The following is a 26,491-nucleotide window of genomic DNA, read 5'->3' on the forward strand; positions in this document are numbered from 1 at the left end:
CCGTAAGAACGAGGAGAGGACGCCGGCTTCGTGCCTACCGCACGCCCTTTGCGGCCAGTGCCTTGAGCTTTGGCACGTCTTCCTTGACGATGATGCCCTTGCCGGTGTCGATGTCTGCCGGCAGCAGACCGACGTTCTTGGCGAGATAGGCTTCCATCACCGGCATGAAGCCCTGCATGTAGGGCTGCTGGTCGACCTGGACCTGGATATAACCCGCTTCCATCTGTTGCAGGACTTCCGAGACGATATCAAAGCCGCCCATCAGCACCTTGCCCGGCTCGATGCCGCGATCGATCAGTACCTGGGCGACGTAGGCATGCCAAAGGCCGGTGTCGAAATACACCGTGGTGTCCGGGTGGGCAGACAGATAGGCGCCAACACGATCGGCGACGACGGCGCCATCTGTGCCGGTGTCGAGCCGTTCAATGACCACTTCGCGTCCGCCATTCGCGGCCTTGTATTCCTCAAGGAACTTCATGACGCCGGCAGCGCGCTGTTCCGACCAGTTCTGACCGGGCGCGGAGACGCCGACGAGGGCCCTGATCTTGCCTTCCTTGGGGAAGAACTCGGACATCTTCTTGCCGAGTTCGTAGCCGGCGGGAATGAAGCCCTGGCCGATGAAAGCCTGGCGGGCATTGCCGGCTGCTCCCTCGGTGTCGTCGACATTGGATGCGATGACCGTGACGCCGGCAGCGCGGGCGTCGGCGATGATCTGGTCGAAGGCATTGTTGTCGACGATCGAGGTGATCAGCGCGTCCGGGTTTGCCGCGAGCGCCGCCTGCATGTTGGCCGATTGTTGCTCGATCGAGCCTTCGGTCTGCGTGAAGACCATCTGGCAATTGGCCTGGATCTTGGCGCAGGCGTCGTCAAACCCCTTCTTCACAGCTTGCCAGAACGGGTTTGACGCCGACGAATGATGTGTGAAGACGATTTTCATCGGCTCCTGCGCGCGTGAGCCGATTGCCGAGCCTCCAGCCAGTACTGCTCCCAAGGCTGCCGAGATAAGTAGCTTCTTCATGGTTCTCCTCCTCCGTAGAAAGCTGCTTCAGGTTCATTTTCAGAGAGTCGATGCGTCGGTCACCCGTCGAAGCGCCGTGAAGGCGCGATCGATCTCCGGGTTCAGTTCCATGCCGAGGCCCGGTCCGGAAGGCACGGTGATCATGCCGTTCTTCACCTGCGGCAAAGCGGTCACAAGGTCGCGGTACCAGGTCTTGTAGAAGGCCCTGACACTCTCCTGGACGAGCGCGTTCGGCGCATTGAGCGCCAGGTGGGTCGATGCGCCGAGCACAACTGGACCGGTGCAGTCGTGTGGCGCGACCGGCAGGTGCCATGCTTCAGCCATGGCAGCGATCTTGCGCGCCTCCGAGAGCCCGCCGCACCAGCTGATATCGAGCATAATGACGCCGGCCGCCCCGGTCTCGAGAAGGTCACGGAAGGCCCACCGGGAACCGAGCGTCTCCGAAGCCGATATCGGCGCCAGCGAAGCCTCGGCATAGCGTTTCAGGCTGGACAGGCTGTCCATCCTGATCGGATCTTCGTGCCAGAAGGTCTTGTAGGGGGCAAGCTCGCGGGCGATCTGCATGGCCGGCAGCAGCTGCCACATTGAATGGAATTCAACCATGATGTCCATCTTGTCGCCGACCGCATTGCGGATTTTCTCGAATGGCGCCAGCGCGGAATTCAAATCAGGCTGCGAAATATACAAGCCGCGCGTTTTCTCGGCGGCCATGTCGAAGGGCCAGATCTTCATGGCCGTGATGCCTTCCTCCAACAACGAATGCGCCAGTTCGTCGGCGCGGTGAAGGAAGCCGTTCAGATCATCATAGGCGTCGCCGGGCTTATCGAGCCCGTAATTGGCCGTCGTCTGGCCGGTGGTCTTCTTGATGTATTCGGTACCGGCACAGGTGTTGTAGGTCCTGATCTCGTGCCGTGTGAAACCGCCGAGGAGCTGTGCGATCGGCTGACCCGTCGCCTTTCCGAACAGATCCCAAAGCGCGATATCGAAAGCGGAATTGCCCCTGACTTCCGCGCCCGTCGATCGGAAACCGAGATAGCCGACGAGGTCGGCGGCAAGCAGGTCGATCTGCAAGGGGTCGCGCCCGATCACGCACGGCGCGACATATTCGTGCAGATAGGTCTCGACGGTTTCGGCCATGAAGAAGGTCTCGCCCAGCCCGACGAGGCCTTCGTCCGTGTGAACCAGGACCCAGAGAAGGTTCGGCCGCTCCTTGAGCCGCAGCGTTTCCAGTTTCGTGATCTTCATCGCGCACCCCGCTCCTCAGGCGATGCCAGCCGCCAGCAGGGCCTTGACGCTCTCGTCAAAATGCCTCGCCATCAGGTCGCGAGCGGACTGAGGATCACCGGTCTCGATTGCTTCGGCGAGATCGATATGGATTTGGATCATCTCCAACTGCTCGGCATCCGAAGGGCGGCTCCGCCAGCCGATCGGCCAGGTCTGGCGCGATACGCGCTCGAACGCGCCGACGATGAGGCTGAAAACCGGATTCTTTGCAGCCTTGGCGATTTCGAGGTGAAAGGCGAGATCGTGCTCCATGACCTGTTCCGGCCGCTGGAAATTCTCGCGCATGGCGAGCGCATGCGTCCTGATCCTTTCCACTTCGTCGGCTGTTCTGCGCAAGGCCGCCAGCATGGCGGTGCGGGTCTCAATCGTGCGGCGCACGTCGTAGATTTGCTGCACCGTGATCTGTTCCGTGTGGACGCCATGCTCGATCACCAGTGACATGGCGCCATAATCCAGCTCGGCGACGGTAGCCCGTCTGCCTGCCCTAAGGTCGATAAGCCGCATGGCAGCGAGCGAGCTGAAGGCCTCGCGAACCACGGTACGCGAGACGCTCAATTGTCTCGAAAGCGCGGCCTCGCTGGGCAGCCGGTCGCCGGGCCCGAGTTCATGCGCGCGAATATGGCGCGTGATCTCGCCGATCGTATTGCTGACCAGGCTCGCTGCGTCGGAATGTTTTGCGGATACCGCCGTGCTCACGCGATCTCCAGTTCAGGGGGCCAACCTGTATGGCAGGTTTTCCAGATGTGTTGATAGTACGCAAGAAAGATGTATGTCAAGATCAGGCGGGCCGGCGTCGTCGCCAGGAGACCGATGGCAAGAGGCTTGCACGAAAGATGCTCTTGACGCGACCGTCGCCGGCTCGGCCGGGTGCAGGAGCCCGCGCGGTCGAGCAGGCGATTGTCTGCTTGGTGCGCTCGACATTCTCGTCGTGAACAGCGGCGTGCCGCCGACCATGTCGTTCGATTTTCTTGGCGGATGATTCACTGATATTTCGATCGACGCACCCCATATGAGCGGAAAGAGTGTCACTTGAGGACTTGCCTATGCTGATTTCGCGTTCAGGACGGTTTGCAATTTTGTTTGCGGGATTGTTCCTGGCATTTTCCATGGTCGCTGTGGATCACGCCGATGCGCGCCGTGGCGGCAGCTTCGGCAGTCGCGGCATGCGCACTCTCCAGCCGGTCCCGCCGACCAGGACGGCGCCACAGCCTTCCGCACCGGTCGAGCGCTCGATGACGCCCAATGCGGCAACGAACAATGCGGCCCGCCAGCCGCAGGCATTCCAGCGCCCAGGCTTCTTCAACGGCCTCGGTGGATCGATGATGCGGGGGCTGCTGCTCGGCGGCTTGATCGGCGTTCTTTTGGGCCATGGGTTCGGCGGCTTGGCCGGCATGTTCGGCCTTCTCCTTCAAGTGCTGCTGATCGGCGGCGTGGTCATGCTGGCCATTCGCTTTTTCCGCTCGCAATCGGCGCAAAACCCAGAGCCCGCTATGGCCGGTGCCTCGCGAGGTGCTGGGAGCTTTGGGCGAAGCGCAGCAGCCCGGCCCGAGCCGAGCGACGTCCAAGCATTCCCCATTCCAGGCATCGGGTCGGGATTTGGCGGAACGAGCCAGGCCAGCCCTTCCGATGAGATCACGCTCACTAAAACCGACCTCGACACGTTCCAGCAACGGCTGACGGAAGTTCAAGAAGCATTCGGGCGCGAGGACCATGCTGCCTTGCGCCGGTTGGTGACGCCCGAGATGGTTTCCTATCTGTCCGAGGAACTTGCCGATAATGCCAAAAAGGGCGTCCGGAATGACGTGTCGGATGTCAGCCTGTTGGAGGCCGATATTGCGGAAAGCTGGCGGGAGGATGACCGCGACTACGCGACCGCTGCTTTGCGCTACGAGTCTCGCGACGTGACCCGCGATCGCATCAGTGACAAGATTGTCGAGGGCCAGGCCGATCAGCCGACAAAGACAACCGAACTGTGGACCTTTACGCGGCAGAACGGCGGTGACTGGAAGCTTGCCGCAATACAGCAGCCGAGCTGATGTGCCCGGCCTTGATGTCTGCCAAGAGTTTTGTTCAGGTTTCTCGCTACCACTCGAAGGCCAGCGCGCCCCTTCCGCGCGCTTCTTTCCCCCAACGCGCGTTGAGGTAACATTATACCACCGGCTTCAACCGGGACCGGACAATCAGCATCGCACCGCGCGACTTTTTGCGTTTCCGGTCTCGTGTAACCCAATCGACGACCTCCTGCCGGGTTGCAGCCCGCCACCCCTCGATCCTCAGGCAGGCAGGCTCTTTGACAGCCTGCCTCTTCTGGTTTACGTGCGGCCATCAAGAATGTTCAACGCGTAACGTGTGTGTCGCCGTTCGCCGGTTCTTATCAGTGCACCGTTGGCAACGAGGTCCTGCAAATCTCTTGTTGCCGTCGCGCGCGATGCCTGCGTGATGGCGATATAATTCTCGGCGCTGAGCCCCCCTTTGAACCCGTCGATGCCCGCGCGGAACATCCGGGCGATGACCTTTTCCTGGCGCTCGTTGAAGTGATCCCGGTAGCGTTCGTGAAACTTGGCCTTGACGACGGAGAATTCGACACGGGCGAGCGTTACGCGCTGCGCTTCGAGGATCGTGTTGGCGAAGTAGAGCAGCCAATCTGTTACCGCGTTGCTCGTGTTGCTGGCCTCCAGATGGTCGTAGTAGGCCTTGCGGCGGCGCTCTATCGTATAGGCCAACGCGATGAGGCTGGGCTCACCCAGATTTTGCGCCAGCGCCTTTTCGCAGAGGGCACGGCCTATGCGACCGTTGCCATCCTCGAACGGGTGAATGCTCTCGAAATAAAGGTGCGCGATAGCGGCACGCGTCAACGCTGGGAGCGGTGTCTTGCCTTTGGGTGAGGTATCGTTGAACCAAGTAGTGAAGGCATCCATTTCGGGTTTCACCCGCGCGGAGGGCGGCGTTTCGAAATGAACTTTGGGCTTATCCAGCCGATTGGAAACGATCTGCATGGCATCGGCATGCTGGCGGTAGTTGCCGATGGTCTCGATACGACGCTCACCCGACATCACCATCGTATGCCAAGCGTAAAGAGTGCGATGCGTCAGCGTATCGGCAAAATGCAAGTAGACATCGGCCATCATTTCAGCGATGCCCCGCTCGGCAGACGGAATGCGCCTGGTCTCGCCGCCCAGACCAAGTTGCTGGCGCAGGGATGATTGCAGGCTCTCGCGGTCGAGGTACTCCCCCTCAATCGCGGATGTCTTCAAGGCCTCTTCGCTGATAAGCTCGATGCGGATCTGGTCGCGATCGTCGGAACCGACATGACGAAAGACGCCTAGGAACTCGCCCGATCGCAACAGGAACTCGCTTTCCAGCGGTTCCAACGCCTTCTTATCGTAGGTAAAATGCGGCCAGTCCGCTTGCTCCCAATTCCATACCATGAGTTATAGGGCACCTTGCTATAACTCACGATAGCAACAATTGTGAGCTATAGCAATCTTCTCTATGCCTCAGAAGTCGCGGCTTTGCCCCGGCGCGATCCAACGGCTAACCATCCAGATCAATTTAATCATGCTTGTAGGGCCGCCGCATTGCGGGCCGCGCTCAATCGTTGCTCGAACGTTTCGGTTTTTTCTCCCAGCTGAGCGGCTTAAGTTCTTCATACCCCGACGTGCAGCGACACGCGACGTGGTGCGACGGGATGACAACGGCGTGTGACCAGGCCGCATGCTTCCAGCCGCTTGAGCAACGGCGTCAGCGTCGCCGAATCAAGCCCAAGCACTTCGCCAAGCTCGCCCACCGTGCTTGGCGCTCGCTCCCACAGCGCGAGCATCGCCAGATATTGCGGGTAGGTCAGCCCCAGCGGATCGAGCAGCGGCCGGTAAAGCCGGGTCATCAGCCCGCTTGCCGAATAGAGCGCAAAGCAGAGCTGCTGATCAAGCCGCCGAATCCCGCCGGAAACCGCCGGGAGGTCCTCGGGTCTGGTTGTGATCTCTAGGGCATGCTGCCTTTGCCGGAAGTAGCACCGCCGAAAGCGCCACTTCGACATTGCCCCTGATGGCATTGGAATAGGGGCACATCCGATGCGCCGCCGATACAAGCGATCTATGCGCGACATCCGCTGTCGGGCCGCGGCGCCGAGGACGATTCCATCCAAAGGGCGTACCAGCGCTCTATTCTTCGCTATCGGGGGTGACGGCGCTGAGGGGAGCCAATCAGGCGGCAGCCTTCAGCCGACCACCCTGCTTGCCTATGACGCCGAGATTGAGGGCATATTTGATAGCCGGGATGAGGACGCCCTGAAAGCTGAAGGGATGGATCCCGCCGCCCTTGCCCACATGACATGGCGACCAGATGAAAGTTTCTGGAGAGGCGAGAACCCAGGCCATTGCCCGGCGCCTGACGGCCAGTGGGTTCAATGCGCTGTTGGTCAAAAGTTTCGCGCCCGGCGCGCCCGACAGCGACTTAAATCTCGCGCTCTGGCGTTGGAGCGACAAAGCCCCCTCGCGCCTCACCTTGATTGATGATGAAAATCGGCTTTCGCGCTGACGCGGTTTTGATAAGCGCGCCAACAGGTGCACTGGAACGAAAAGACGAACAGGGGATTGGAATTATCTACCCGTCGAACATCAGGACAGCGGCGTTCTATCCCGATCTCGTCCAAAATCTCAGACAAGGCGGCACCTGGCGCCTTGAATGGCAGGGATCCCCGCTTCCCACAGTTATCAACCTATCACTCGCGACGCAGGCGCCATTCAAAAGTGTGCCTGCTTTAGGTCCGGTCGGTCGTTGTCTCCCTCAACGCCCATGCCGTCGACGTCGGTCACTGCGACTTCCGCTGAGACCACGCCCTCGATTCTGTGGCAAATCTCCTTGATAACGCCTGATCGGTCGGCCGGTCTTCGCGCCTTCGAGATGGACGACTGCGGCTGTCGGCATAGGCATGGATCTCGACCGGGCGGCCGACGGCCGTCGACAGGACCGAGTATTTGTTGGTGTCGAAGCGAACCGTGCAGGTCTTCGACACCGAAGCCGGCACCGTGTGGAATCCGTCGAAGGGGCCGCGATACTCGACCAGTTTGCCGCGCTCTTCCTCGAACACGTTCCAGATCGTTCGTTCCGGTTGCTCGACGTGACGGTGCGCCTTGGCGTAGGCGACGCACTTGTCCTGCAGCCAGGCGTTCAGCTCCTCATAGGTCTTGAAGCGCAGCCTGGGCGTGAAGAAGCGCTCACGCACCAGCCCGACCTGGTTCTCGACCTGACCCTTCTCCCAGCCCGACGCTGGCGTGCAGGCGACCGGCTGCACCAGATAATGGCTACACATCTGCAGGAGGCGGCGATTGTATTGGCGGTCCTAGCCAACAAAGATCGTTTCCACCGCCGTCTTCATGTTGTCGTAGATGCCGCGCGTGCAGGCGCCGCCGAAGAAGGCAAAGGCCCTGTCATGGGCGTCGAACACCATCTCCTGCGTCTCGCGCGGATAGGCCCTGACGAACATCATGCGGCTGTGGCAGAGCCGGACATGGGCGACCTTCACGGTCACCGTCACGCCGTTGATCAGGACGATCTCGTGGCTCCAGTCGAACTGGTAGGCCTCGCCCGGCGCGAAGAACAGCGGCACATAGGCGTCCGCCGTCGCCGACCCCTGCGCCTTCGCCCAGCTCTTCGCGGAGCGGCGGACGGCGTCATAGCCACCCTCGTAGCCGAGACTGCAAAGCTCTTCGTAAATCCGGATCAGTGTCAGTTGCTCGCGCGCCGCCTTGCCACGGTTGCCATTCAAAAACCCGTCAAGCTGATCCTGCCACGGACCGATCTTCGGCTTGGGCTGCCGCTCGCGTTCGTAGGAGAGCGATGTCTCATTGGATCTGAGAATCTTGCGGACGGTGTTCCGCGACACATGCAGCTCGCGGCAAATCCGCTTGAGCGACCATCCCTGCACATGGCAGGCGCGCCGAACCCGGGCAATCGTATCCACCGACTTCATCCCCACACCATCCGCTCGCCACGACGAGCCGATGGTCGCAAATCAAAGCATCAGGGGGGCAAAATTGGACGCCGATTCCCCGGCTTATGGGGTCAATTTTGCACGCCGATTCACAGCTAAAGTCTTCGACTGTCGCCCCATGCCGCTCAAGCCCTGCGAGCAGGCTCGCTCGGGCGTCAGCCATCAACTCAAATTGAACGGGACGACCTGTCTTCTGCTGAAACACTATCGCGCGAGTCCGAATTTCGGGACCTGCGACTAACGTGCCGATCCTAAGCTATAGTTGTGCAGCCTTCCGCCACTTAGGTCCCATCTTGGCCCACTTCAGGAGTTCCTCGGCGGCACCCTCGACATTGTTAGACCCGTCGGTCGGTCGGTCTTGACGTACACTGGAGGGGAGAACCAATGGGTTGCCACGACACCTCCTACTCAGGGGAGAGATACATCTTGGCCTCCTTTGCGGCAGCCTCAAAGGCCTTTCGCACCACCTGAGGGTCAATCGAATCGCCCTCCAGATCTGACAGGCACAGCGTCACCGCCTTATGCCAGCAGGGTCCTCTCCGGGTCCACGTTTTGAGCTGCTCAAGGGCTGCCCTCGCATTGTTGCAGCCATGCCTGACACCGGTTTCAGTCTTCACGAACACCGGAGGGACGAACCAATGGGTTGCCATGATACCTCCTACTCAGGGGAGAGATACACGTTGGCCTCCTTGGCAGCCGCCTCGAAGGCTTCACGGACCTCTTGGGGGGAGGATTTGCCCTCGAATGCATCGACGCAGGATTGGACAGCCTTGGTCCACCTCGAGCCCTTTGTGTCCCACGCCATGAGTTCCTCGGCGGCTCCCTCGACGTGGCTGACCCCATGGCGAATGCCTGGACGTTTCGTCTTCACGTAGACCGGTGGAGAGAACCAGAAGGGACCCATGAGGATGAACTTAGAGCGGCAAGAGGCTGCTGACCAACCCAGTTGCAGCCTCCGCTGATAAGGGAACAACGCAGGCCCTCGCGGGTTTAGAACTCGCAGCGGTCGATTCTTCGTGGATGCACCCGCTGTCGGGTCCGTCGCTTTTCTCACGGGCGGCGGGCCCTCGTGGCTAGAGACTGACTTTGCAATCGAATTTAGCTATTTGCCGTTGAGGGGAAGTAACGTCCCCTCCTCCTTAGCGGCAGCCAGGAATGCCTTACGGGCCTCCTCAGCTCCCATCTCGTCGAATATCACGGCCATGCAAACGCGCACCGCGAGGTCCCAGCAAGGCCCACGCTTGGTCCACTTCATCAGCTCCTCGCCGGCTTTCTCGGCGTTGTTGACGTTGCGGATGATCCCGGGACGCTCGGTCCTGACAGGGACCGGAGGGTTGAACCAGTGGAGAGCCATACGTCACTCTTTGTCGGCCCTATCAAGTTCCTCCAGCAAATACCTTTGCTCAGCCGGCAGCTCCCGTTCTACAGGCAGATTTAGCATGTTGCGAAGGTAATTGCGGATTACCTCTGAGGTGATCCACCGCCGCACAACTTCGGCAATAACCTTCTGTTTGGCTTTATCGATTTCAACCAGATTCGGGCCTACATCTTAAAAGGACCGAACTGCACCTCGAGCGGATTTGTTCCTTAAGGGGGCCAGAATGTTTGATACAAAAATCTGGGCGGGTGATCGGATAACTGGCTCGCGCGAGGCCCCCGCGCGCCCTGCGTTTCCCACTGGCGAGGCCCTAACAATCCCCGTCAGAGAAGTTGGAACCGCCAAGCTGCTGCCGTTTCGTCCGCGACGCCATCCACCATTACATGACCGATGCTCGCGAGCAGCGCTCGATCCGCGCCTCGACGCGGTACACATGACGCAAGAGCGCCGGCGTGACGACATCTTCCGGCGTGCCGCAGGCGAACATCCGGCCCTCGGCGATAACGATGCATTTGTCGGCGAACCGGAGGTGTAATCAAGAATTATCTTTTAGAGCAATTCCAATGTACCGCTTTGGGGGAGAGCATTTCGGGTGATGACGGCTCACGCAAACTATTCGCTGCGCGACGAAATTCGGGACTATTGGTCCGATCGCGCCGAGACCTTCGACCTGCAGGTCGGTCACGAGATTTTTTCCGAGCAGGAGCGCGCCGCATGGGATGCGCTCATAAGCAAACACCTCGGACCCGGCGTCGGACGGGTGGCGTTGGATCTCGCCTGTGGGACGGGCGTGATTTCGCATCTGATTCACGATCTGGGGTTTGTGGTGACGGGCCTCGACCTGCTCAAAAGCCATGCTCGCCAAGGCACGCGCCAAGGCACAAAACCGCGGCGCCGGTATACGCTTCATCATAGGGGACGCCGAGCGGACGCTCGAGGACAAGGCGAGCTACGATGTCATCGCCACTCGTCACCTGGTTTGGACGCTGGTGGAGCCAAAGGCCGCGTTTGCCGAATGGTTCTCGCTGCTGAAGCCCGGCGGCAAGCTGCTGGTCATCGACGGCGATTTTGTCAGCCGCAACTGGGCGACGAGTTTGCGGGAACTTTGGGAGAAGCTCACAACCGGCAAGTCGCGGGTCGTGGACAATGACCTCGCCTCCATGGCCAGACGCCACCAGAGCATTCTTGCCCGTGTCTATTTCTCGGGCGGCGCACGGGCGGAAGAGATAGGGCGCCTGCTGGCCGAAGCCGGGTTCGATCAGCCCGTCGTCGTCTGGAGACTGGTTGCGATCCATCGCGCCCAAGCTCAACAGATGAGTTGGCCCAAGGCGCTCGAACGCACCACCCAGCACCGCTTCGCGATCTGCGCGACAAAGCCAAAGTAAACTCCTCGGCGCTGCCGGCGTCGGTCGCTCTAGTCAGGGTGGAACTTTAGGGATTTCTAATAATTGCCTGTGACCATTAGGCACGCTCCCTCCACTGCCCGCTGCAGATCGGGCCGCAACCCGATCGGGCCCGCGCTCTCCGCCAGAGGCGCGGGCTTCTTGGTTGCCTCGCGCTTTGCTAGCGTGTCGGTGAAAGCAGGCTTCGCTACTGAAGCGTGAACTGCGGGACGCGAAGTTGGCCTCAAGCCGTTTCGTGAGCATTACGATGCCATCGGCCAACTGCATCTTGACGTAAAGCGGGCGCTGAACCTGCTCAACGAACGAACATTCGCGCCACCCCGCGCAATTTCGCCTCAGTCGAACTTGGCCGGCGACGAGAACGGCCGATCGGCGTCTAGCACGAAGATGGCCAGCTCATCGAGATCGGTTGTGCCGGCGCTGAACACTTCTATCGGCGTGTCGGCCCCGTGTCCGGTCATGGTTGTGCCGGCTTCGGCATAGGTCACGCCGTAGGGCGTTCTCTGGCCGAGCTTGCCGGCCAGCACGTAGAAGGCCTCCGGTCCCGGATGTGTATGGATTTGCGACTTGGCGCCGGGCGCTCCACCGGCGCGGTTGACGCGCAGCAAATGCTCGCTCGCGCTGATCGGCGGAAGGGGCCCGATCTCGACGACCTTGGTTCCGTCGGGCGTGGAGCCATCCTTCGGTCCGAGCGTGAACAGCCAGACCTTGCCTGCGACCTCCGCCGCAAGCGAGGTCGGGCTTGCAGCGCCCTGGGCCTGCGCAAGCGTCGGGAAACTCTCCAGCCGCCAGTCATTGGCCGTGTGAAGCATCTGCGCGGCGAGGACGACTTGCGGCACGCGTCGTTGCAGGATTTCAGGGACGAAGGAACTACGGAATGAGCACCCGCGGTACGAACTTCTTGCACAAAAGGCTGAGCACGGCCTGCCTGAGAGCCATCTGCCTGCACAAAAGGTAGCATTGTCTTAGCTCCAGATGAACGTGAGGAAGAAACCGGCAATAGCAATTGCCGAGATGACATTGGGCCACCATACGGCATCGTGGGCCGGTTTGGCTGGCTTGTACCTGTGCCCCGTGCGGGGCAGCAGGTCCGGATCGTAGCGCACGTGGCGCTTGGGGTCGTATTTGATTGGCCGTTTCATCGCGGGCCTTGACCACCAGCAAGCTTAAGAGGAGGCGCTGTGCTGGCTGACCAAAAACTTGCGCTCAAGGCAACGGGATAGCATCATTCGAACGAACACTGTTCGTCATGACGAGGAGGGAAGTGAATGCTGTCGGCGGCGCTTTCAAAGCTCTTCCGCAACAGATAGGCGGGTCATTCAGAGGGCCGCATAGTCAGTGGCAGTGGTAGTCGCCTGTCTTGTGGTTCTTGTGACAACCATTGCTGTCGGTGCCGCCGCTGTGTGCATTGGCGCTGGTCGCAAAAGCCAAGATCAAAGCCGCCAATACGGCCAGAATTGCACATTTCATTTTAGCCCTCCCTCAATTAATCTGCACCAAAGTATCTTTGCAGGAGAGGTCCAAGCAACTTGCCGGAGGCGCTAGATCGGGGGCCGGCGCCAAGATCGAAGAGATCACGCCGAAGGTGAAGAGCTAGCCGGTCAGCTTAGTGAAGTCGTGGCGGCGCGCGCGAACATGTGCCAGCAAATTCGTTTCATTGACGACCCCGGATTGAAAGAGAGTCAGCGTCGTCGAGGCCAGAATCTGACCGTCTATCGAGGTGCTGTACCATTTAGCGTCGGCGGTTATTTGGTCGACCACCCGCTGGCAGATCGCCCGATCTTCAGGTCTCAGGAACTGGCTTTGCGGTGCTCGTAGCATCTCGACGCCTTTAAAAGGGGAGTTACTGTGCCTCCCACGCGACACCCATGCTGGTCGCAGACAATGGACCGTAAACGCATTCAGACGGAAAATTGCCATTCATTTGAGCGGTGCAAGCAAGGTCTTAGCACTTCGCCCTAACGGGGACGGCCCAGCGGCTTGGTTGCGGGGGGACTGGTAGCTGGAGGCCGCTGGGCCTGACCAGCGAGCCTTCGGGGGTGCTCGCCTGGCTGGCGAATACATGCGCTCAAGCGTAATAGAATCGAAACATGCGAACGAAGTACGTGGTGGAAATTCCGCTGTGTAGAAGCCATAAGGTGCCCCGGAATGGGTCAATGCGTCCGGCACCGCACTTGCAAGGTCAGGTATGGGGGAATGGGGCGGAGGCCCGTCGCTTCGCAAATGTAGCGGCGGGTCTTCTGCATAGAGGTCCCGTACCGTCCGTCTCGCTTTCCTCATCGATCGCCCGGACCGGCAGATAGGCGTTGGTTTCCAGCACGATCTGAATGCGGTCGGATCTACTGATTTTCATTTCAGCCGCGATGGAGTTGAGAGCGTCCTCCGTTGCGGGCGCCGGAGACGTTTCTAAGCATTAATGCGGCGCGGCGCAGGATGACCTGCAGATCCGCGCGTGAGATGTCCGCGATGCGGTCGGCCGCGCTTTCAAGCTCTTCAGCGATAGATTGGCGGGGCATTCGACTAGCGCTGTTCAAGTTCGCTGACTCTAATCTCCAACACTGCAATCTGCTGCGCCAACTCGCGGAGCAATTCCTGCTGACTATTCTGGTTCTCGACCTCTCTGTCGTTAATGTAGTTGACACAGGCGGCCAAGCGCTCGCTGACGCCATTGAAATGGTCAGCTAAATCGCGCGCGATTCTGCTCGCACCTTTTCGTCGATCTCCCGCCTTGGCAGCTAGGCGTTAGTTTCCAGCCACTCGCGCAGCACGATCGTAATGAGACCCGATCCGCCGATTTCCATTTCGGCCGCTATGCACTGCAAAGCGCCGCCCCCCGCAGGGGCGCGCTTGACGATAGCAGGACGAAGTGACTGGCGTTGATTCAATAACCGCGCGGTTTGGCCTTCGGCTCTGGCGAGCTTTCCGACGGGTTTGCAGCCAATTTTGCAGATCGCCGATCTTTTACCCACAGCGACTTTCTTCTTGCCAGTGAATCGTGGCGATCGCCTTCAGCGGTCGCTCGGCTATGCGTCGCAGCAATGGCATAGTCGGCTCTGTTGGTTCGATAGTCCTCTTCTTTTTGCACAGTCATCGTTTGCTCCCAGTTCGTGGCCCCTCTTTTGCCCTACCGGGGAAATTAACTGCCGGTGCATTCCGCGAGTCAATCGATTAAATAATGCACTCTGCAGTCGCGCCTACATCTCATTGTTTTCGATGATGCCGGCTTAGCCGTCGGGCAGTTTGGGCGCGGGCGAAGGGGACGTCTTGAGCCTCGCGCAGGCCCTACCATTCTCGCGTGGAATGGCTCTGGCTCGGCTTGGCGGTGGCTGCGGCGAGCACGTCGGCCGTGTATCGTGAGGCAGTTATTGGCGATGCGGCAATGGCGAATTAGTCATGGCAATGGCTGTGACCGGAAGCGCTCGCTTATGCGCTGTGCTGGAATGCACATCAAGTATGCGCGTGCGCGCCGCTTCGTCGATCTCTCGGCCTTCGAGGAAGTCGTCGATCTGATCGTACGAGACACTATATGCATCTTCCTCCGGCCGAAGCGGAACGAGGTTCTCCAGATCGGCGGTCGGGATCTTGTCAACAAGTTCACACGGAGCGCCCAGATGCGCTGCCAAGGCGCGAACCCTGCGCTTGTTCAACCCGGAAAGCGGAAGAATGTCGGCGGCACCATCGCCGAACTTGGTGAAGAAGCCCATCAATGCCTCAGCCGCATGGTCGGTGCCGATGACCAGCCCTCGGGTGGCGCCGGCGAGCGCGAACTGGGCGATCATGCGCTGACGCGCCTTAATGTTGCCAAGCAAGAAATCCTCGCGGCCGGCATCGCCGAGCTCGACACTGGCCAGCTTGATCGAATCCAGCATCGCGTCGGCAGCCGGCTTGATGTCGACCCGGTGCACTTCATCCGCTCCTATGGTGTCCAAAGCTCGCTGGGCGTCCTTCTCGTCCGCCTGAGTGCCGTACGGGAGACGAACCGCCACGAATCTTGCCTCGTATCCCGCCTTTCGCAGTTCCTCGACGGCCCGTTGAGCCAGAAGGGCCGCGGCGAGTGAATCCACTCCGCCGCTGATCCCCAGCACATACGCACTGAGGCCCGATGCACGAAGATAGGTGACGAGAAAGTCCACGCGCCGGCGCGCTTCCAGCGCGACATCGAAACTCGGAGTGACGCCCAATCCGTCGATGATCATTTCCTGTTCCGTCATGCGCAGTGGTGCTCCTGATGTCACAACATTCCGTCCAGCCGCGCGGCCAGGAGGTCGGCGGTGGTCACCGTCTCGACCTGCATGCCGTAGCGGCTCTCATAGATCGCGAGCATGGCATCGTGGGTCGAGTCAGCTCCGGAACATACCGCATCAGCCACGATGACCACCCGGTAGCCGAGATCGATCGCCCCCATCACAGTGGCGAGCACGCAAACCTCCGTCTCCGCCCCTGACACGATGAGTGAATCAATGCCCGCAGACCGCAGGCGAGCATGCAGTGACCCGTGCCAAGCGGACATGACGGGTTTGTCCTCCAGCAAAGCGGGCGGCACGAACCGCGCCAGTTCCGGAACAAGATCAATCAGCTGAGGATCGAGCCGATCGCGGGTCATCGTCCCCCACTTGTGATAGTACCGCCGCCAGGCGCCGACTGCGTCGTCGGGAGATTGAGGGGGAATAAACCGGGTGAAGATCGTCCGCGCCGGATCAAGTTCGACGAGGGCGACGACATTGGGCAATACACGCTCCATCCACGGCGTGTGCCATTCAGTCGCCTCGGCAAACATCCGTTGCATGTCGACGCAGAGGTGAACCCAGCGCTCACGAAGCGGTCCAAACCGCAGGGCTTGGTCCAATTTCGTCAAGGCCCGACCGCCTCCCTGACAATGCTCTGCGCCTCGGACTTGTCCTGATGACCCACGATCTTCGCTTCCTTGCCTTCGGCGACTTGGCAGCCGACGAAGTAGTCCTCGATATTCTTGAGCTTGTTCAGGGGCATGTAGGCGAACTCATATGGTGGATGATCCTGGTGCAGCAGGAGCGGTGCCGCCAGTAGGCGGTTGTTGCGTTTGGCGGTTCCCCGCTCCACACATCCGCCGCGATTCCTCCGAGGACGCGGCACCGCAGCAGTGAGCCCATCGGAAGATTGGGATCCGTAAGCAGCGACATTTTTCATTGGATCACCTTCGTCAGCTTGCGTCGAACCGAGAAGCCGAACGAAAAAGGCAACGCGAAACCCAAAGAGAGCAGTTTCTTGGCTCGCAACATCCTGATCTCAGCATCGTGGGCGTTCTGCGTCCGGCCTTCTTGGGGCGTCTCAACCGCAAAGCTGTAGCCGCCGGCCGCGTAGAGAGAGATATTGTCGATTGACTCGTTCATTTCGGGATAATCCGGTTCGACCATCCGTGTTCCTCGTGGTTCAATTGAGCTCGATCCAGGCCGGCGCATGGTCGCTTGGCTTCTCCCACCCGCGAAGCTCGACATCCACGCCGGCATTACGCAGCCGGTCGGAAAGAGAGGGGCTCACCAGGAGATGGTCCATGCGCAGGCCGGAACTCCGATCGAAGCCGCCCCGGTAGGAGAAATTCCAATAGGTGTAGATGCCCTTCTCCGGATGGATGCGCCGGACGGCATCGATCCAGCCACCTTTGAGCATTTTGGCATAGGCCTGCCGGCTCTCCGGGAAATAGACCGCATCGCCCAGCCATCGCCTCGGCACCACGGCGTCGATTGGGGTTGGAACGACATTATAGTCGCCGCAGAGAACGCTTGGTGCCCCGTCGTCGAGCAAATGCTGGCCGTAGCTGATGAGACGATCGAACCAGCGCAGCTTGTAGTCGAACTTTGGGCCAGGCGCTGGATTGCCATTGGGCAGGTAGAGGCAGCCTACGACTATCCCATCTACCTCGGCCTCGATATAGCGGCTGTGGGTATCGTCTGGATCGCCCGGTAGGCCGCGTCGACGTTCCACCGGCTCGATTCGGCGAGCGAGGATTGCCACACCGTTATAGGATTTCTGGCCGTGCCAGATGGCGCCGTAACCCGCCTCTCTGATCGCATCGACAGGGAACTTGTCGTCCGACGTCTTCAATTCCTGCAGGCAAATGATGTCGTAATCGGTTTCGCCCAACCACTTCAGGAGCACAGGCAGCCGGCCGTTGACGCCGTTCACATTGAAGGTGGCGATGCGGGTCATGTGCATGCCCCCTCATGAGATACTGGCGGCGACCGGCGCGCAGGGGGGCGTGGCCTATCCCGTTGCGCTGAACCCCCAGCTCTTGGTATGGCCAACTTCGCCGGCATCCTGTGCGGCCGAGGTTCACTTCTTGCCCAGCTCGTCTTCGACCTTCTTGCGACTGTTGCCGAGCGACTTCACCGCCGATTTGACGTCAGCTTTGCTGGCGCCGGTTTTGCCCGCCTCGTACTTCATTTCATGATCCTGCCCACCAGCGACCCTGGCACGGTCCTGATTGCGTCCACGTGTTGTTCCAGTGCTTGCCATTTCTTCCTCCGAGGATTGCCGTTCCAGTCCCAACAACGCAGCCGGACTCTTCCGGTTCAATCCTTCGACGCGCGGGCCATGGAACCGAATCCAGGCCGGGTTTGTTGAATCAGCCCATGTATTCGAGGCCCTCAGTCGACCAGGCGCTCACCGACGACGCCCCCGAGCTCGCCGCCAGCCTGCACGACTTGGCCGACCAGCTGCACACCCCCTGCCCGCCAGCCTGAGCGACCGCGTCGTGCGGCGCAGGCCACCGACCTCGGCCGGGTCGCCAGGGATACGTGGCACGGCGCCGCCACCGGCGACGCGACAATCCCCGCTGGCCTGGCTGGCGCCCTGGTCACCGATGCATCCGGCATCGGCGACGTGCGCGACCTGATCCACGAAGGCTGCGCCTATCTCGACGGCGCCGCCTATGACCCGGTCATCCTCGGCCTCGCCGCCGTCGGGCTCACCATCGCGGTCGTCACGGTGACCATCCTCGGCGCCACCACGCCGGCACGCGTCGGGGCCACGGTTCTCAAGGCCGCCAGCAAGGGCGGCCGGCTGTCGAAGCCGCTGCGCGGCGAATTGGTGCGGCTCGCCGGCGACGCCGTCGATGGCGAGGCGCTGCGCGCCACGGGGACTCTCGCCAGGGCCGGCGATCTCGCCGCCGCCTGCGCCACGCTTACGGGCGTGCTGCGCCCTGCCCCGTTGGCCACCCTGCGCACAGCCGCCGCCGACCTCCTCGGCATCGTCGCCAAGGCGCAAGGCTACCGCGCCACGGCGGATGTTCTGAAGCTGTGGACATCCGCGGCGGACATGGGCCGGTTCACGCGCCTGTCGGCGCGGTTCGGCAGGGGTTCCGGGGCCTCCTCGCCGTGCTCGGCGCCTCGGCGCTGACGCTCGCCGGCCTGACCGTCACGCTCACCAGTTAGCTGGCTGGCCTCGGCCGTGCTGTGGGCCCTGCTCTACTTCAGCTGGCGGCTCCTGCGCCGGCTGGGGCGGTGAGCTACCCCGTGGGGGCTGTCTGCCTGGCTGTCTGCCCGCACACCCCCGAGGATATTGTAGGACGGTTAGGATCCTGTTTTCGGAGGTGTCATGGCGCGGAGACGGGCTGGCAGGCGGGCGATCAGCTCGCCGATCGGCACGCCCGGCCGGGGGTCGCTAAGACTGGCACGCTGCATGGCCTCAAGGACGGGTGTGGGTCTCCGCATCGTCGACGCTCGAGCCGCCTTCAGCGGCCGGCACCTGACCAGGCGCGCTGTCAGTCGGCTTCGCCGGCATGGAACAGGGCTGCACCAGGCGTACCCCAAGCCCCCGCCCAGCCTGGCGCGACGCGTGACCGCCCGCCGCCCCTCGCGCTCGGCGGGTTTGTCATTTCCGCCGCGGTGCCCTTTCCGCCTTGTAAGGGGCGGTATCCAGCGACGAACATTTTCTCCACGCTGCTAAGGAGCGATATGACAATTCTTGCGGTTAACTTCCAAGCGATACCCGACTCCCCTCTCTGATCTGGGAATCACTTTACCAAATCAATGCGTTTCCACACAGGCTGGACCCAAGGCGGTCGCCATCAGTCAGCAGTAGACCTGCTCAAGCTCCGCCCGACCGAAGAATCCGTGTGTTGCGGCCGCCTTAACGCCGGATGTGAGCGCCGCATCTACCGCTCGCGACTTCGCCTACTACGCTCACTGCCGCGGGCTTTTCGACGGGCAACTCTAAGTTCGGCGAGCGTTGGCCTCCACCAGCCTCTGAAGCGTTCGGTCGGCCCGGCGGATAGCCGAGCGGGCCATGTGCTCACAAGTTCGGCCAGCGTAGCCGAACGCCACCTGCCCCAAACGAAGTCGCCGTTCGCAGGCATTGCGCGGGGGTAGAAGGCGGCTGCGTCGGATAGCTCAAGCAGTTCACCGGAAATTTCAGTGAAGACGACAATCCCGTACTGCTCGGTTGCGACAGCGCGGCCCAGAGTAGGTAGATCTTGAGCTGGCAGCGGATAGCGATGGCGCCGGCGTTCAGCAGCCCGCTTTTGTGCGGCTTTATATGCTTCGGTGTTCCTGGCGGCTGCTCGTCGCCGCTTCCTCTCCTCCGGTTCGGCATGCTGCGCAGCTTTTTCGATGCTTGGCCATCGGCGCCGTAGCTCTTCATATGAGCGGAACGGAACTCTCCAAGCCCGCAACTCATCGTCCCAACTCGCCCACGGAACAGCGCGCAATTCTTCAAGCACGGTCCTCGAATAGGAGGTGCGAATGCGGAGGTCGTCCGCGATCTCCAGATACTGGCTCGATATTGGGTCGAAGGCGAAGGCATCGCGTCCCTTGCTATCGTCATGGGGCGCCCGTAGCGCTGCCTCTTGCGCCAGCCAGCGGTCGATCCGCCGGGCCGCCGTCTTGCCGGGTACGAACCAGCTGCTGCGCTCGTCGCTCCATCTGGCACGCGGAAAGGTTTGCTGAAACCGCTCGATCGCCATTCGATCGAACGAAAAGCGGGTTTCGGCACCACGTGCATCCTTTTTCTGCGGCGCGGGACGAGCGTTGGATTCCGTCATTGTGCATCAACCGAGTTCGCTGCACGGAACGCAGCGCCGGCCCTAAAAGTTCACCAGCCTGACGGACTCCGCGGAATATGGCGCCTGAAGTGATCCCCGATGCTCGAGACCGGCGAAGTGATCTTTTCCCACGCTCGGCGGTTAGGGAGAGCCGAGAGGATGACCAATGTCTAAACCAGATGGGAGAGCGGCTTGCGGCCGTGCGGCCGATAAAAGCTCGTTCGTGGCAACCGTGGTGCCGAGACGTTGGCTAGGCGGACGCAGTCACCTTTCCGGAGAGCCGGCAAGCCTACGCCGAAATGCTGGGTAACGGCTGGATTGATGCCGTCCGCCGCATCCATCCACAGAAAGGCATCTACACGTATTGGAACTTCTCCTACCGGGGCGGTTATGATCGGAGTTCCGGCCTCCGAATGGATCATCTCCTCGTGAGCCCATCACTTTCGAACAGGTTACGTGATGCCGGCGTGGACGCTGATTTGCGAGGTTGGGAAAGGCCGAGTGATCATGCGCTCGCCTGGATAGAGCTCGACCTCTGCGGCAAATAGTTGAGTGATCCATTGTTCGGCTAGGCGTCTTCGCCGACTGCTGACAAAAATCCCTGCCGGGAATTTCGTTTCCTGCCCTTGATCCTCACGCTGCCTTTCTGACGGCCGCCCTGAACGGACGGTCGATGGTGAAGGCATCTGGACGGATGGCTGCCTCAACCTGGCTCCAGGTCACGGGATGAGCGATTGGGAAGCCAGGTCGCGCTCGTGGGGAGAAGGCGCCGACCGCCGTGTTGCCGCGCCCATTGCGGAGGTAATCGATGAAGATGCGGCCCTTTCGGGCTGCCGGTGCGGCGGAGAGCAGATAGCGATCAGGATGAGCTTCAGCGAGGCGCTTGGCGAACGACCGGGCAAGGAGCCGGGCATTGTCGTGCGTGATCTTCGTCGCAAGTGGGGCCATCAGGTGAATTCCCTTGCCGCCCGTCACCTTCGGCCAGCTCTCCAGACCTTCTGGTTCCATGATGTCGCGGAGCGCTAGCGCGGTCCGGATGACCTCATTCCACTCGACCCCCTCACCCGGGTCGAGGTCCAGAACGATGCGGTCGGCATGCTCGATGTCATCAACGGTGGCATTCCAAGGATGCAGCTCTACAGCATCCATCTCGACCAGCCCTAGCAGGCCGGCAAGGTCGTCCACCCACACGCGCACACCTTCGCCACCCTCGCGCTTCTGAACGCGCAACTGATGCACTGCTGGCGGGATCTTCGGCAGCGCGCCCTTGTGGTAAAAGGTTGCGCCGAGAGCATGGCGGACCAGCTTCAGCGGTCGGTGGCCGAGATGGACGAGTGCGTGATCGGCAACCCTCTGCCAATAGCGCGCAAGCTCTTCTTTGGACGGCGAGACCGCCTCGGGCAGCAGTTGCAGGATGTTCTCGCTGGGAACGCCATATTCCCGGGCTGGCCCACGTCGCTTTGATGGCGCAGGAGGCTTGGCGGGGATCGCCACGAGGTCTTCTCGCAGACCCTTGAACACGGCTTCACGCAGCACGCCGCGATCTGTTACGCCACTGAATTGCACCTCGGCCAGCACGTCCGGTCTGACCCATGTCGCCTTCGGTTTCACAATGGGCTCTGACAGAGGTGATTTGTTGATGATCAGCGGGTCAAGCCGCTCTCGAACCAGTCGCGCAGCGCTCAAGGTGTAGCCGCTGCGAGCCTTCCCGGCATAGAGCAGTCGGTCGCCCACGCGACGGCCTATGTAGAGCGATGCGATCCGGCGCGGGTGAGCGCCGAGCTTTTCCACGAAAGCGACAATGGGGAAGGTGTCCCTCTTGATGCACTTCACTTTGAGCCAACTCGTCTGGATACCCGAGCGGTACGTGGCATCGGTGCGCTTGGAGACAATCCCCTCCAAGCCCATTCGGCAGGCATGTTCAAACACGTCCGTGCCGCTCACCTCCAGATGCTCGGCATAGGTCAGTGTCGGCGCTGAGTTCTTAAGCAGCTTCTCTAGGGCTGCCTTGCGCCTCACCAGCGGCTGCTGTCGTAGATCGCGCCCGTTGAGGTGCAGCAGGTCGAACGCGTAGAAGATGAGCCTCGCCGAGTCTGGATTGCCCAACTCCCGTTCCAAGGCTTGGTAATCCGGCAGGCCGCTGTCGCCGAGAACGACAGCCTCCCCGTCGATGATCGCCGCCTTCACCGGCAGACCCGCCGCTGTTTGAACAATTCGTCGGTATCGATGCGACCAGTCGTAGCCACGACGCGTGAAGGCCCGCGCTTTACCGCCCTCAATGATCAGCTCGGTGCGGTAGCCGTCGTATTTGATCTCGTGAAGCCATTCGCCGCCCTCGGGCGCATTCTCGACCAGCGTGGGCGACTGGAACTCAATGAAAGAGAGCTGGCCATCCCCAGCTTTGGAACTCATGGCATACTCCTGACCTTCCACCCAAACCTTGCGGCCAGTGAATAGGTTCCGCAACAGGGCTGGCCGGAGGAGTAAGGCCCCGAGCCGGTTTACCCGATCCTTGCTCGAACCGGGCGTGGTTGAGGGAACTATTAGTTAAGCCGTCGCTTATGTACGAATGTCGCTCCATTGGTTCTCTCCGCCGGTCTCCGTAAGGACCACCCGTCCTGGCATTGCTTATCAGTGCAACAACGTCGAGGGAGCCGCAGAGCAACTGTTGCAGTGGACCAAGCGTGGCCCCAAGTGGCACAGCGCAGTGCAGCTCTGCATGGATGATGCCATGATCGATCAGGTGAAACCCGAAGTGGTCCGCAGGGCGTTTCTCGAAGCGGCCAAGGAAGAGGGAAACCTAGTCCCTCCTTAGCATCTGCGACCGAAAGCCCTACTCTTGGTCGGGCACGAACCTAACAAAGGGCATCGTCGGCTCTGCAGCGAGGCGGCGGTCGTAGAACTGGCAACCGAAACCATTGACTTGCCGACTACCGCTGCGCCTTCAGCGATAGTCAAGCTATCCGGCATCTAAGCTGACTTGCAGGGGATTTTCTCCGGCCTTCTCACTATCGATAATTACCTCTTATCGATAGCGATCAGACCAAGGCTTGACCAATCGGCGGAATCGGCGCTATCGTGGTGCAGAACCGTGTTTGTCGTGCATGGCTGGGCTCAGCGCGACGCGAGTCGCATAGCGCGCTACAGCACAGCAAGCTCCTACGAGGACAAAACAATGACCATCACGGTGAAAATTGGCGAGGCCAAAACCCACCTTTCGGAACTGCTCGCTAAGGTCGAGGCCGGTGAGGAGGTGATCATTTCGCGCGGCAACGATCCCATTGCCAAGCTGTCCCGCCTTCCCCAAAACCAGGATCTGGGCGCCTTGATCGAAGAGGTCCGCGCCGCGCGGGCCCACGCAAAACCTGTCACCACCGAGGAAATTCTGGCCTGGAAGCATGAAGGCCACCGTTACTGATGCGTCTCGTCCTGGACGCGTCCATAGCCGCGGCCTGGCTGCTGCCGGAGGAGCACAGCGCGGTCGCCGAGACCCTGGTCGCCGGCCTGACAGGGCGATCGCCGGTGCCGTCGCTGTTCTGGCACGAGGCGCGCAGTGTCGTGCTGATGGCCGAGCGGCGTAGCCGCATCGCCGCAGGCGAAGCGGCCACCGCCATGGCACGGCTGCGCCGATTGCCGCTGGAGGACGCCGGCGGCGGGTCGGACGGCGCGGTGCTGGCGCTAGCGGCCGCGCACGGTCTCAGTGCCTATGACGCCGCCTACCTTGCGCTGGCCATCGAAACCGAGTTGCCGCTGGCGACCCTCGATCGCAAGCTCGCCGTTGCCGCGCGCGGCAAGGGAGTCCGCATTTTCGGACCGCTCGCCAATGGCAACTGACCTCGTCGCTCGGCCACCTGGCAATGGTGTTCGACGCGCCGAGGCGCTCGACGCATTGGATTCGGTGCTGCCCTTCGACCGGCGCGATCTTTTGGCCGAAATCCTGACCGACGACGATGTCGCAACGCTGCGCCACCTGGCCAAAGAAGGCATCGGCGCAAACTCTCTCCGCGCGCTGGCCTCCGACCTTGGCTATCTCGAGGCATGGTCTTTTGCCGCCACCGGTTCTCCGCTGCCCTGGCCGGCGCCGGAAACGCTTTTGATCAAATTCGTCGCCCACCACCTGTGGGATTCTTCCCGGCGCGAGAGTGATCCGACCCATGGCATGCCGGCTGACATAGCGGCGTCGCTGGTAGCCCAGGGCCTGTTACGGGTGACAAAAAGACCGCATGCGCCGTCCACCGTGCGCCGGCGCCTGTCGAGCTGGTCCACCTTGACCAGATGGCGCGGACTTGTCGGAAACTTCAACGCGCCGGGGCTGCAGAGCGCCATCAGACTGGCGGTGCGCGCCGGCGCCCGGCCGCGGAACTGCAAGAGCAAGAAAGCGGTGACCGCTGACATTTTGACCGCCCTCCTGAAGGCCTGCGCCGGCGACCGCCTCGTCGACATGCGCGATCGCGCGCTGCTCATCACCGCCTTCGCCTCGGGCGGTCGCCGCCGCAGCGAGGTTTCTGACCTCCGCGTCGAACAGCTCATCGAAGAAGAGCCGGTGCCCGCGGATCCCAAGGATTCAGAGGGGCAAAAAATTCCCTGCCTAAAAATCCGGCTCGGCCGGACCAAGACGACACAGGCCGATGGCGACGCTTTCGTGCTGCTCGTCGGCCGGCCGGTGACGGTGCTGCGAGCGTGGCTCGAGCGCGCCGGCGTCACTGAAGGCGCCGTGTTTCGCGGCATCGACCGCTGGGGCAATCTCGAAGCGCGCGTCCTGACGCCGCAGGCCGTCAATCTGATCCTGAAGCGCCGCATCGCCGAGGCCGGGTTCGATCCGCAAGCCTTCTCCGCCCACGGCCTGCGCTCCGGCTATCTCACCGAAACCGCACGCCGCGGCATTCCGTTGCCCGAAGCCATGCAGCAGTCGCAGCATCGCTCTGTGCAGCAGGCCTCGAACTACTACAGTGACGCGGAAAGCACGCTCGGGCGGGCGGCGCGGATAATCGTCTGAGTCGCAGATCGATCCGACCCTTGCGGCGCGCCCAGAATCTCAAGAGTCGCCGCCGGCGATGGCCTGCCAAGACTGTGACTGTCACCCACGCTTGCCCTGGGCACCCGTAATGGAAATGATCGCGGGCGCTACCGTGACGAACAGGATATAAGGCTCTCTGGCAGCAAGCTGGTTGAGGGAAGCCCCACCGTCATGAAGCCAATGAACGAAGAGCACCTCGCGGTCCTACGCAGGCACATGGTCGAGATGATTGCAATCCATACCGACCTTGCAAGCGAAGAACTCGGCAAGGCGGCGCTCGATGAGCAGGTGATGGCAGCGATGCGGCGAGTGCCGCGGCATCTCTTCGTGCCAGCCTCGGTTGCACCTTATGCCTACCAGGACATGCCGCTGCCGATCGGCTTCGATAAAACCGTCTCGCAGCCTTTCATCGTCGCTCTCATGACCGATCTCCTCGCGCTGCAACGGCACGAGGCGGTGCTCGAGATCGGCACCGGCCTGGGCTATCAAACCGCAATTCTCGCGGAGCTCGCCGGGCAAGTTTGGAGCGTCGAAATCATCGAGGAATTCGCAAGCCATGCCGAGGCTCTGCTGCAGGGCCTCGGCTTATCCAATGTCGGCATTCGTGTCGGAGACGGGTCGCGCGGCTGGCCTGAGCACGCCCCATACGACAAGATCCTGGTCACCGTGGCGGCTGGGCGGGCGCCGCCGGCCTTGCTTGAGCAGCTCAAGCCGGGGGGACGCCTGGTTCTGCCTGTGGGACCTGAAGATGTGCAGTTGCTGACGGTCATCGACAAGGATTCGGCAGGGCAACTGAAGACTCGCAAACTCATCCCGGTTCGGTTCAGCCGGCTCGAAACGGTCTAATGAGGTGCGACAACTGGCGCGACCGCGCGTTTCCGACCGTCAATCAGATGCCAGCCTTCCGCGTTTCTTCGCCCTTGGTGAACGCGAAGAAACGGTAGAGTCGAGGTGTGGCGCAATGGCGGTAGGTTGAACATATCTGTTTGCCGCCCCTTCGTCTGGCCCTGCCTTATTGATTCAACTTTGGCTCCGTTTCCACACCCCGCTCATCGAACCGGACCTGCAGATCTCCCGCATCCGGCTCTCGGACAAGTACTCACGCCTTCACCCACGACACGCCACGTCCAAGTCGGGTCAGACGTACGAGCCCGAAGTGCTCGTAAAGATGCGAGTCTGGATAGGCTCCGCCCTTGCTTCGTGCAGGCTAGCTGCTGCTGAGCAATGATCTCACCACACTTCTGCAGGGGCGTAGATCGTCTCGCCGAAGCCGGAAGACTTGACCGCCTGATGCTTGCAACCCTTTGATCTAAACGCAGTCTACCTCATTCGAACAGACGAGGACAGTAGGCCATGCTGCCTCTACCGTGGGTGGTCCTTCTG

27 protein-coding genes and 6 pseudogenes are annotated in these 26,491 nt (G+C 61.3%); 9 read left to right on the forward strand and 24 right to left on the reverse strand.

The features are described from left to right. Positions 1-34: 34 nt before the first annotated feature. Genes NKI50_RS23070 through NKI50_RS23080 form a run of 3 tightly spaced genes read right to left on the reverse strand, consistent with a single transcriptional unit; the run spans position 35 to position 2,998 of the window. Positions 35-1,018, reverse strand: coding sequence for a sugar ABC transporter substrate-binding protein (locus NKI50_RS23070; protein WP_352717646.1), 984 nt, complete (start codon positions 1,016-1,018; stop codon positions 35-37). Between the two features lie 39 nt (positions 1,019-1,057). Further along, on the reverse strand, positions 1,058-2,263 hold the full coding sequence (locus NKI50_RS23075) for a mandelate racemase/muconate lactonizing enzyme family protein (protein WP_352717648.1): 1,206 nt from the start codon (positions 2,261-2,263) through the stop codon (positions 1,058-1,060). Positions 2,264-2,278: 15 nt separating this feature from the next. Beyond that, positions 2,279-2,998 (reverse strand): FadR/GntR family transcriptional regulator, encoded by a 720-nt coding sequence (locus NKI50_RS23080; protein ID WP_352484283.1) that lies wholly within the window; start codon positions 2,996-2,998, stop codon positions 2,279-2,281. A gap of 350 nt (positions 2,999-3,348) precedes the next feature. On the opposite strand from NKI50_RS23080, the gene NKI50_RS23085 reads away from it, so the two are divergent. After that, entirely contained in the window at positions 3,349-4,338 is a 990-nt protein-coding gene (locus tag NKI50_RS23085) for a Tim44 domain-containing protein (protein WP_352717762.1), read from the forward strand. Positions 4,339-4,614: 276 nt separating this feature from the next. Here NKI50_RS23085 and NKI50_RS23090 read toward each other — a convergent pair whose 3' ends face one another. Beyond that, a complete protein-coding gene (locus tag NKI50_RS23090; protein WP_352717650.1) occupies positions 4,615-5,730 on the reverse strand; it encodes a Fic family protein in 1,116 nt (371 codons plus the stop codon). A gap of 239 nt (positions 5,731-5,969) precedes the next feature. After that, positions 5,970-6,338, reverse strand: a pseudogene (locus tag NKI50_RS23095) (MarR family winged helix-turn-helix transcriptional regulator); the annotation flags it as partial. 45 nt (positions 6,339-6,383) lie between these two features. On the opposite strand from NKI50_RS23095, the pseudogene NKI50_RS23100 reads away from it, so the two are divergent. After that, a pseudogene (locus NKI50_RS23100) lies at positions 6,384-6,838 on the forward strand (RES family NAD+ phosphorylase). 382 nt (positions 6,839-7,220) lie between these two features. On the opposite strand, the pseudogene istA reads toward NKI50_RS23100, so the two are convergent. The 5 genes and pseudogenes from istA to NKI50_RS23125 form a co-directional block, all read right to left on the reverse strand. After that, positions 7,221-8,273: pseudogene (gene istA / locus NKI50_RS23105) on the reverse strand (IS21 family transposase); the annotation flags it as partial. Positions 8,274-8,698: 425 nt separating this feature from the next. Further along, on the reverse strand, positions 8,699-8,944 hold the full coding sequence (locus tag NKI50_RS23110) for a DUF982 domain-containing protein (protein ID WP_352496211.1): 246 nt from the start codon (positions 8,942-8,944) through the stop codon (positions 8,699-8,701). Between the two features lie 8 nt (positions 8,945-8,952). Continuing rightward, positions 8,953-9,198, reverse strand: coding sequence for a DUF982 domain-containing protein (locus NKI50_RS23115; RefSeq protein WP_352717764.1), 246 nt, complete (start codon positions 9,196-9,198; stop codon positions 8,953-8,955). Between the two features lie 198 nt (positions 9,199-9,396). Next, complete coding sequence (locus NKI50_RS23120; protein WP_352717652.1) at positions 9,397-9,648, reverse strand: DUF982 domain-containing protein; 252 nt, start codon at positions 9,646-9,648, stop codon at positions 9,397-9,399. Between the two features lie 347 nt (positions 9,649-9,995). Beyond that, positions 9,996-10,201: pseudogene (locus tag NKI50_RS23125) on the reverse strand (hypothetical protein); the annotation flags it as partial. 63 nt (positions 10,202-10,264) lie between these two features. Between NKI50_RS23125 and NKI50_RS23130 the strand changes: the two are divergent. After that, positions 10,265-11,057 (forward strand): annotated as a pseudogene (locus NKI50_RS23130) (class I SAM-dependent methyltransferase). 353 nt (positions 11,058-11,410) lie between these two features. Here the strand turns inward: NKI50_RS23130 and NKI50_RS23135 are convergent. The 12 genes and pseudogenes from NKI50_RS23135 to NKI50_RS23190 all read right to left on the reverse strand — a co-directional run bounded on the left by NKI50_RS23135 (position 11,411) and on the right by NKI50_RS23190 (position 17,911). Continuing rightward, positions 11,411-11,914, reverse strand: coding sequence for a cupin domain-containing protein (locus NKI50_RS23135; protein ID WP_352592177.1), 504 nt, complete (start codon positions 11,912-11,914; stop codon positions 11,411-11,413). A 126-nt stretch (positions 11,915-12,040) separates the two neighbouring features. Continuing rightward, positions 12,041-12,217 (reverse strand): hypothetical protein, encoded by a 177-nt coding sequence (locus tag NKI50_RS23140; RefSeq protein ID WP_023722174.1) that lies wholly within the window; start codon positions 12,215-12,217, stop codon positions 12,041-12,043. A gap of 193 nt (positions 12,218-12,410) precedes the next feature. Next, positions 12,411-12,512, reverse strand: coding sequence for a YHYH domain-containing protein (locus tag NKI50_RS23145; protein WP_352717766.1), 102 nt, complete (start codon positions 12,510-12,512; stop codon positions 12,411-12,413). 817 nt (positions 12,513-13,329) lie between these two features. Beyond that, positions 13,330-13,591 (reverse strand): annotated as a pseudogene (locus NKI50_RS23150) (hypothetical protein); the annotation flags it as partial. Positions 13,592-13,956: 365 nt separating this feature from the next. Then, positions 13,957-14,166: a hypothetical protein gene (locus NKI50_RS23155; protein WP_352717654.1), complete on the reverse strand. Its 210-nt coding sequence runs from the start codon at positions 14,164-14,166 to the stop codon at positions 13,957-13,959. Between the two features lie 271 nt (positions 14,167-14,437). Beyond that, on the reverse strand, positions 14,438-15,286 hold the full coding sequence (gene nadE / locus NKI50_RS23160; protein ID WP_352717656.1) for an NAD(+) synthase: 849 nt from the start codon (positions 15,284-15,286) through the stop codon (positions 14,438-14,440). A 20-nt stretch (positions 15,287-15,306) separates the two neighbouring features. Beyond that, positions 15,307-15,930 (reverse strand): cysteine hydrolase family protein, encoded by a 624-nt coding sequence (locus NKI50_RS23165; RefSeq protein ID WP_023722180.1) that lies wholly within the window; start codon positions 15,928-15,930, stop codon positions 15,307-15,309. Continuing rightward, complete coding sequence (locus tag NKI50_RS23170; protein WP_352496216.1) at positions 15,927-16,241, reverse strand: hypothetical protein; 315 nt, start codon at positions 16,239-16,241, stop codon at positions 15,927-15,929. The genes NKI50_RS23165 and NKI50_RS23170 overlap by 4 nt, the downstream gene beginning before the upstream one ends. Further along, a complete protein-coding gene (locus NKI50_RS23175) occupies positions 16,238-16,468 on the reverse strand; it encodes a hypothetical protein (RefSeq protein ID WP_352717659.1) in 231 nt (76 codons plus the stop codon). The genes NKI50_RS23170 and NKI50_RS23175 overlap by 4 nt, the downstream gene beginning before the upstream one ends. A 16-nt stretch (positions 16,469-16,484) precedes the next feature. Next, a complete protein-coding gene (xth, locus tag NKI50_RS23180; protein WP_352717661.1) occupies positions 16,485-17,261 on the reverse strand; it encodes an exodeoxyribonuclease III in 777 nt (258 codons plus the stop codon). A 123-nt stretch (positions 17,262-17,384) separates the two neighbouring features. Further along, a complete protein-coding gene (locus NKI50_RS23185; RefSeq protein ID WP_031195005.1) occupies positions 17,385-17,567 on the reverse strand; it encodes a DUF3606 domain-containing protein in 183 nt (60 codons plus the stop codon). Positions 17,568-17,698: 131 nt separating this feature from the next. Further along, positions 17,699-17,911, reverse strand: a complete 213-nt coding sequence (locus NKI50_RS23190) for a hypothetical protein (protein ID WP_352717663.1) — start codon at positions 17,909-17,911, stop codon at positions 17,699-17,701. Between the two features lie 22 nt (positions 17,912-17,933). Between NKI50_RS23190 and NKI50_RS23195 the strand changes: the two genes are divergently transcribed. Continuing rightward, the gene (locus NKI50_RS23195) at positions 17,934-18,449 is read left to right on the forward strand and encodes a hypothetical protein (protein WP_352496217.1); all 516 of its coding nucleotides are present in this window, start codon (positions 17,934-17,936) and stop codon (positions 18,447-18,449) included. Positions 18,450-19,206: 757 nt separating this feature from the next. On the opposite strand, the gene NKI50_RS23200 is transcribed toward NKI50_RS23195, so the two are convergent. Together NKI50_RS23200 and ligD are read right to left on the reverse strand one after the other, a co-directional pair. Further along, positions 19,207-20,091, reverse strand: a complete 885-nt coding sequence (locus NKI50_RS23200; RefSeq protein ID WP_352717665.1) for a hypothetical protein — start codon at positions 20,089-20,091, stop codon at positions 19,207-19,209. 633 nt (positions 20,092-20,724) lie between these two features. Continuing rightward, a complete protein-coding gene (gene ligD, locus NKI50_RS23205) occupies positions 20,725-22,503 on the reverse strand; it encodes a DNA ligase D (protein ID WP_352717667.1) in 1,779 nt (592 codons plus the stop codon). Positions 22,504-22,660: 157 nt separating this feature from the next. Here ligD and NKI50_RS23210 point away from each other — a divergent pair, with 157 nt between their 5' ends. From NKI50_RS23210 to NKI50_RS23230, 5 genes are all read left to right on the forward strand, one after another. Further along, positions 22,661-22,906: a DUF982 domain-containing protein gene (locus tag NKI50_RS23210; RefSeq protein ID WP_352717669.1), complete on the forward strand. Its 246-nt coding sequence runs from the start codon at positions 22,661-22,663 to the stop codon at positions 22,904-22,906. Positions 22,907-23,266: 360 nt separating this feature from the next. Then, positions 23,267-23,509, forward strand: coding sequence for a type II toxin-antitoxin system Phd/YefM family antitoxin (locus NKI50_RS23215; RefSeq protein ID WP_031195006.1), 243 nt, complete (start codon positions 23,267-23,269; stop codon positions 23,507-23,509). Then, positions 23,509-23,925 (forward strand): type II toxin-antitoxin system VapC family toxin, encoded by a 417-nt coding sequence (locus NKI50_RS23220; RefSeq protein WP_352548630.1) that lies wholly within the window; start codon positions 23,509-23,511, stop codon positions 23,923-23,925. The genes NKI50_RS23215 and NKI50_RS23220 overlap by 1 nt, the downstream gene beginning before the upstream one ends. After that, the gene (locus NKI50_RS23225; RefSeq protein WP_352717671.1) at positions 23,915-25,087 is read left to right on the forward strand and encodes a tyrosine-type recombinase/integrase; all 1,173 of its coding nucleotides are present in this window, start codon (positions 23,915-23,917) and stop codon (positions 25,085-25,087) included. The genes NKI50_RS23220 and NKI50_RS23225 overlap by 11 nt, the downstream gene beginning before the upstream one ends. 192 nt (positions 25,088-25,279) lie before the next feature. After that, entirely contained in the window at positions 25,280-25,954 is a 675-nt protein-coding gene (locus NKI50_RS23230; protein WP_352642053.1) for a protein-L-isoaspartate(D-aspartate) O-methyltransferase, read from the forward strand. Positions 25,955-26,491: the final 537 nt, after the last annotated feature.

This window comes from Mesorhizobium sp. M0563 (assembly GCF_040321065.1).
Classification (GTDB): domain Bacteria; phylum Pseudomonadota; class Alphaproteobacteria; order Rhizobiales; family Rhizobiaceae; genus Mesorhizobium.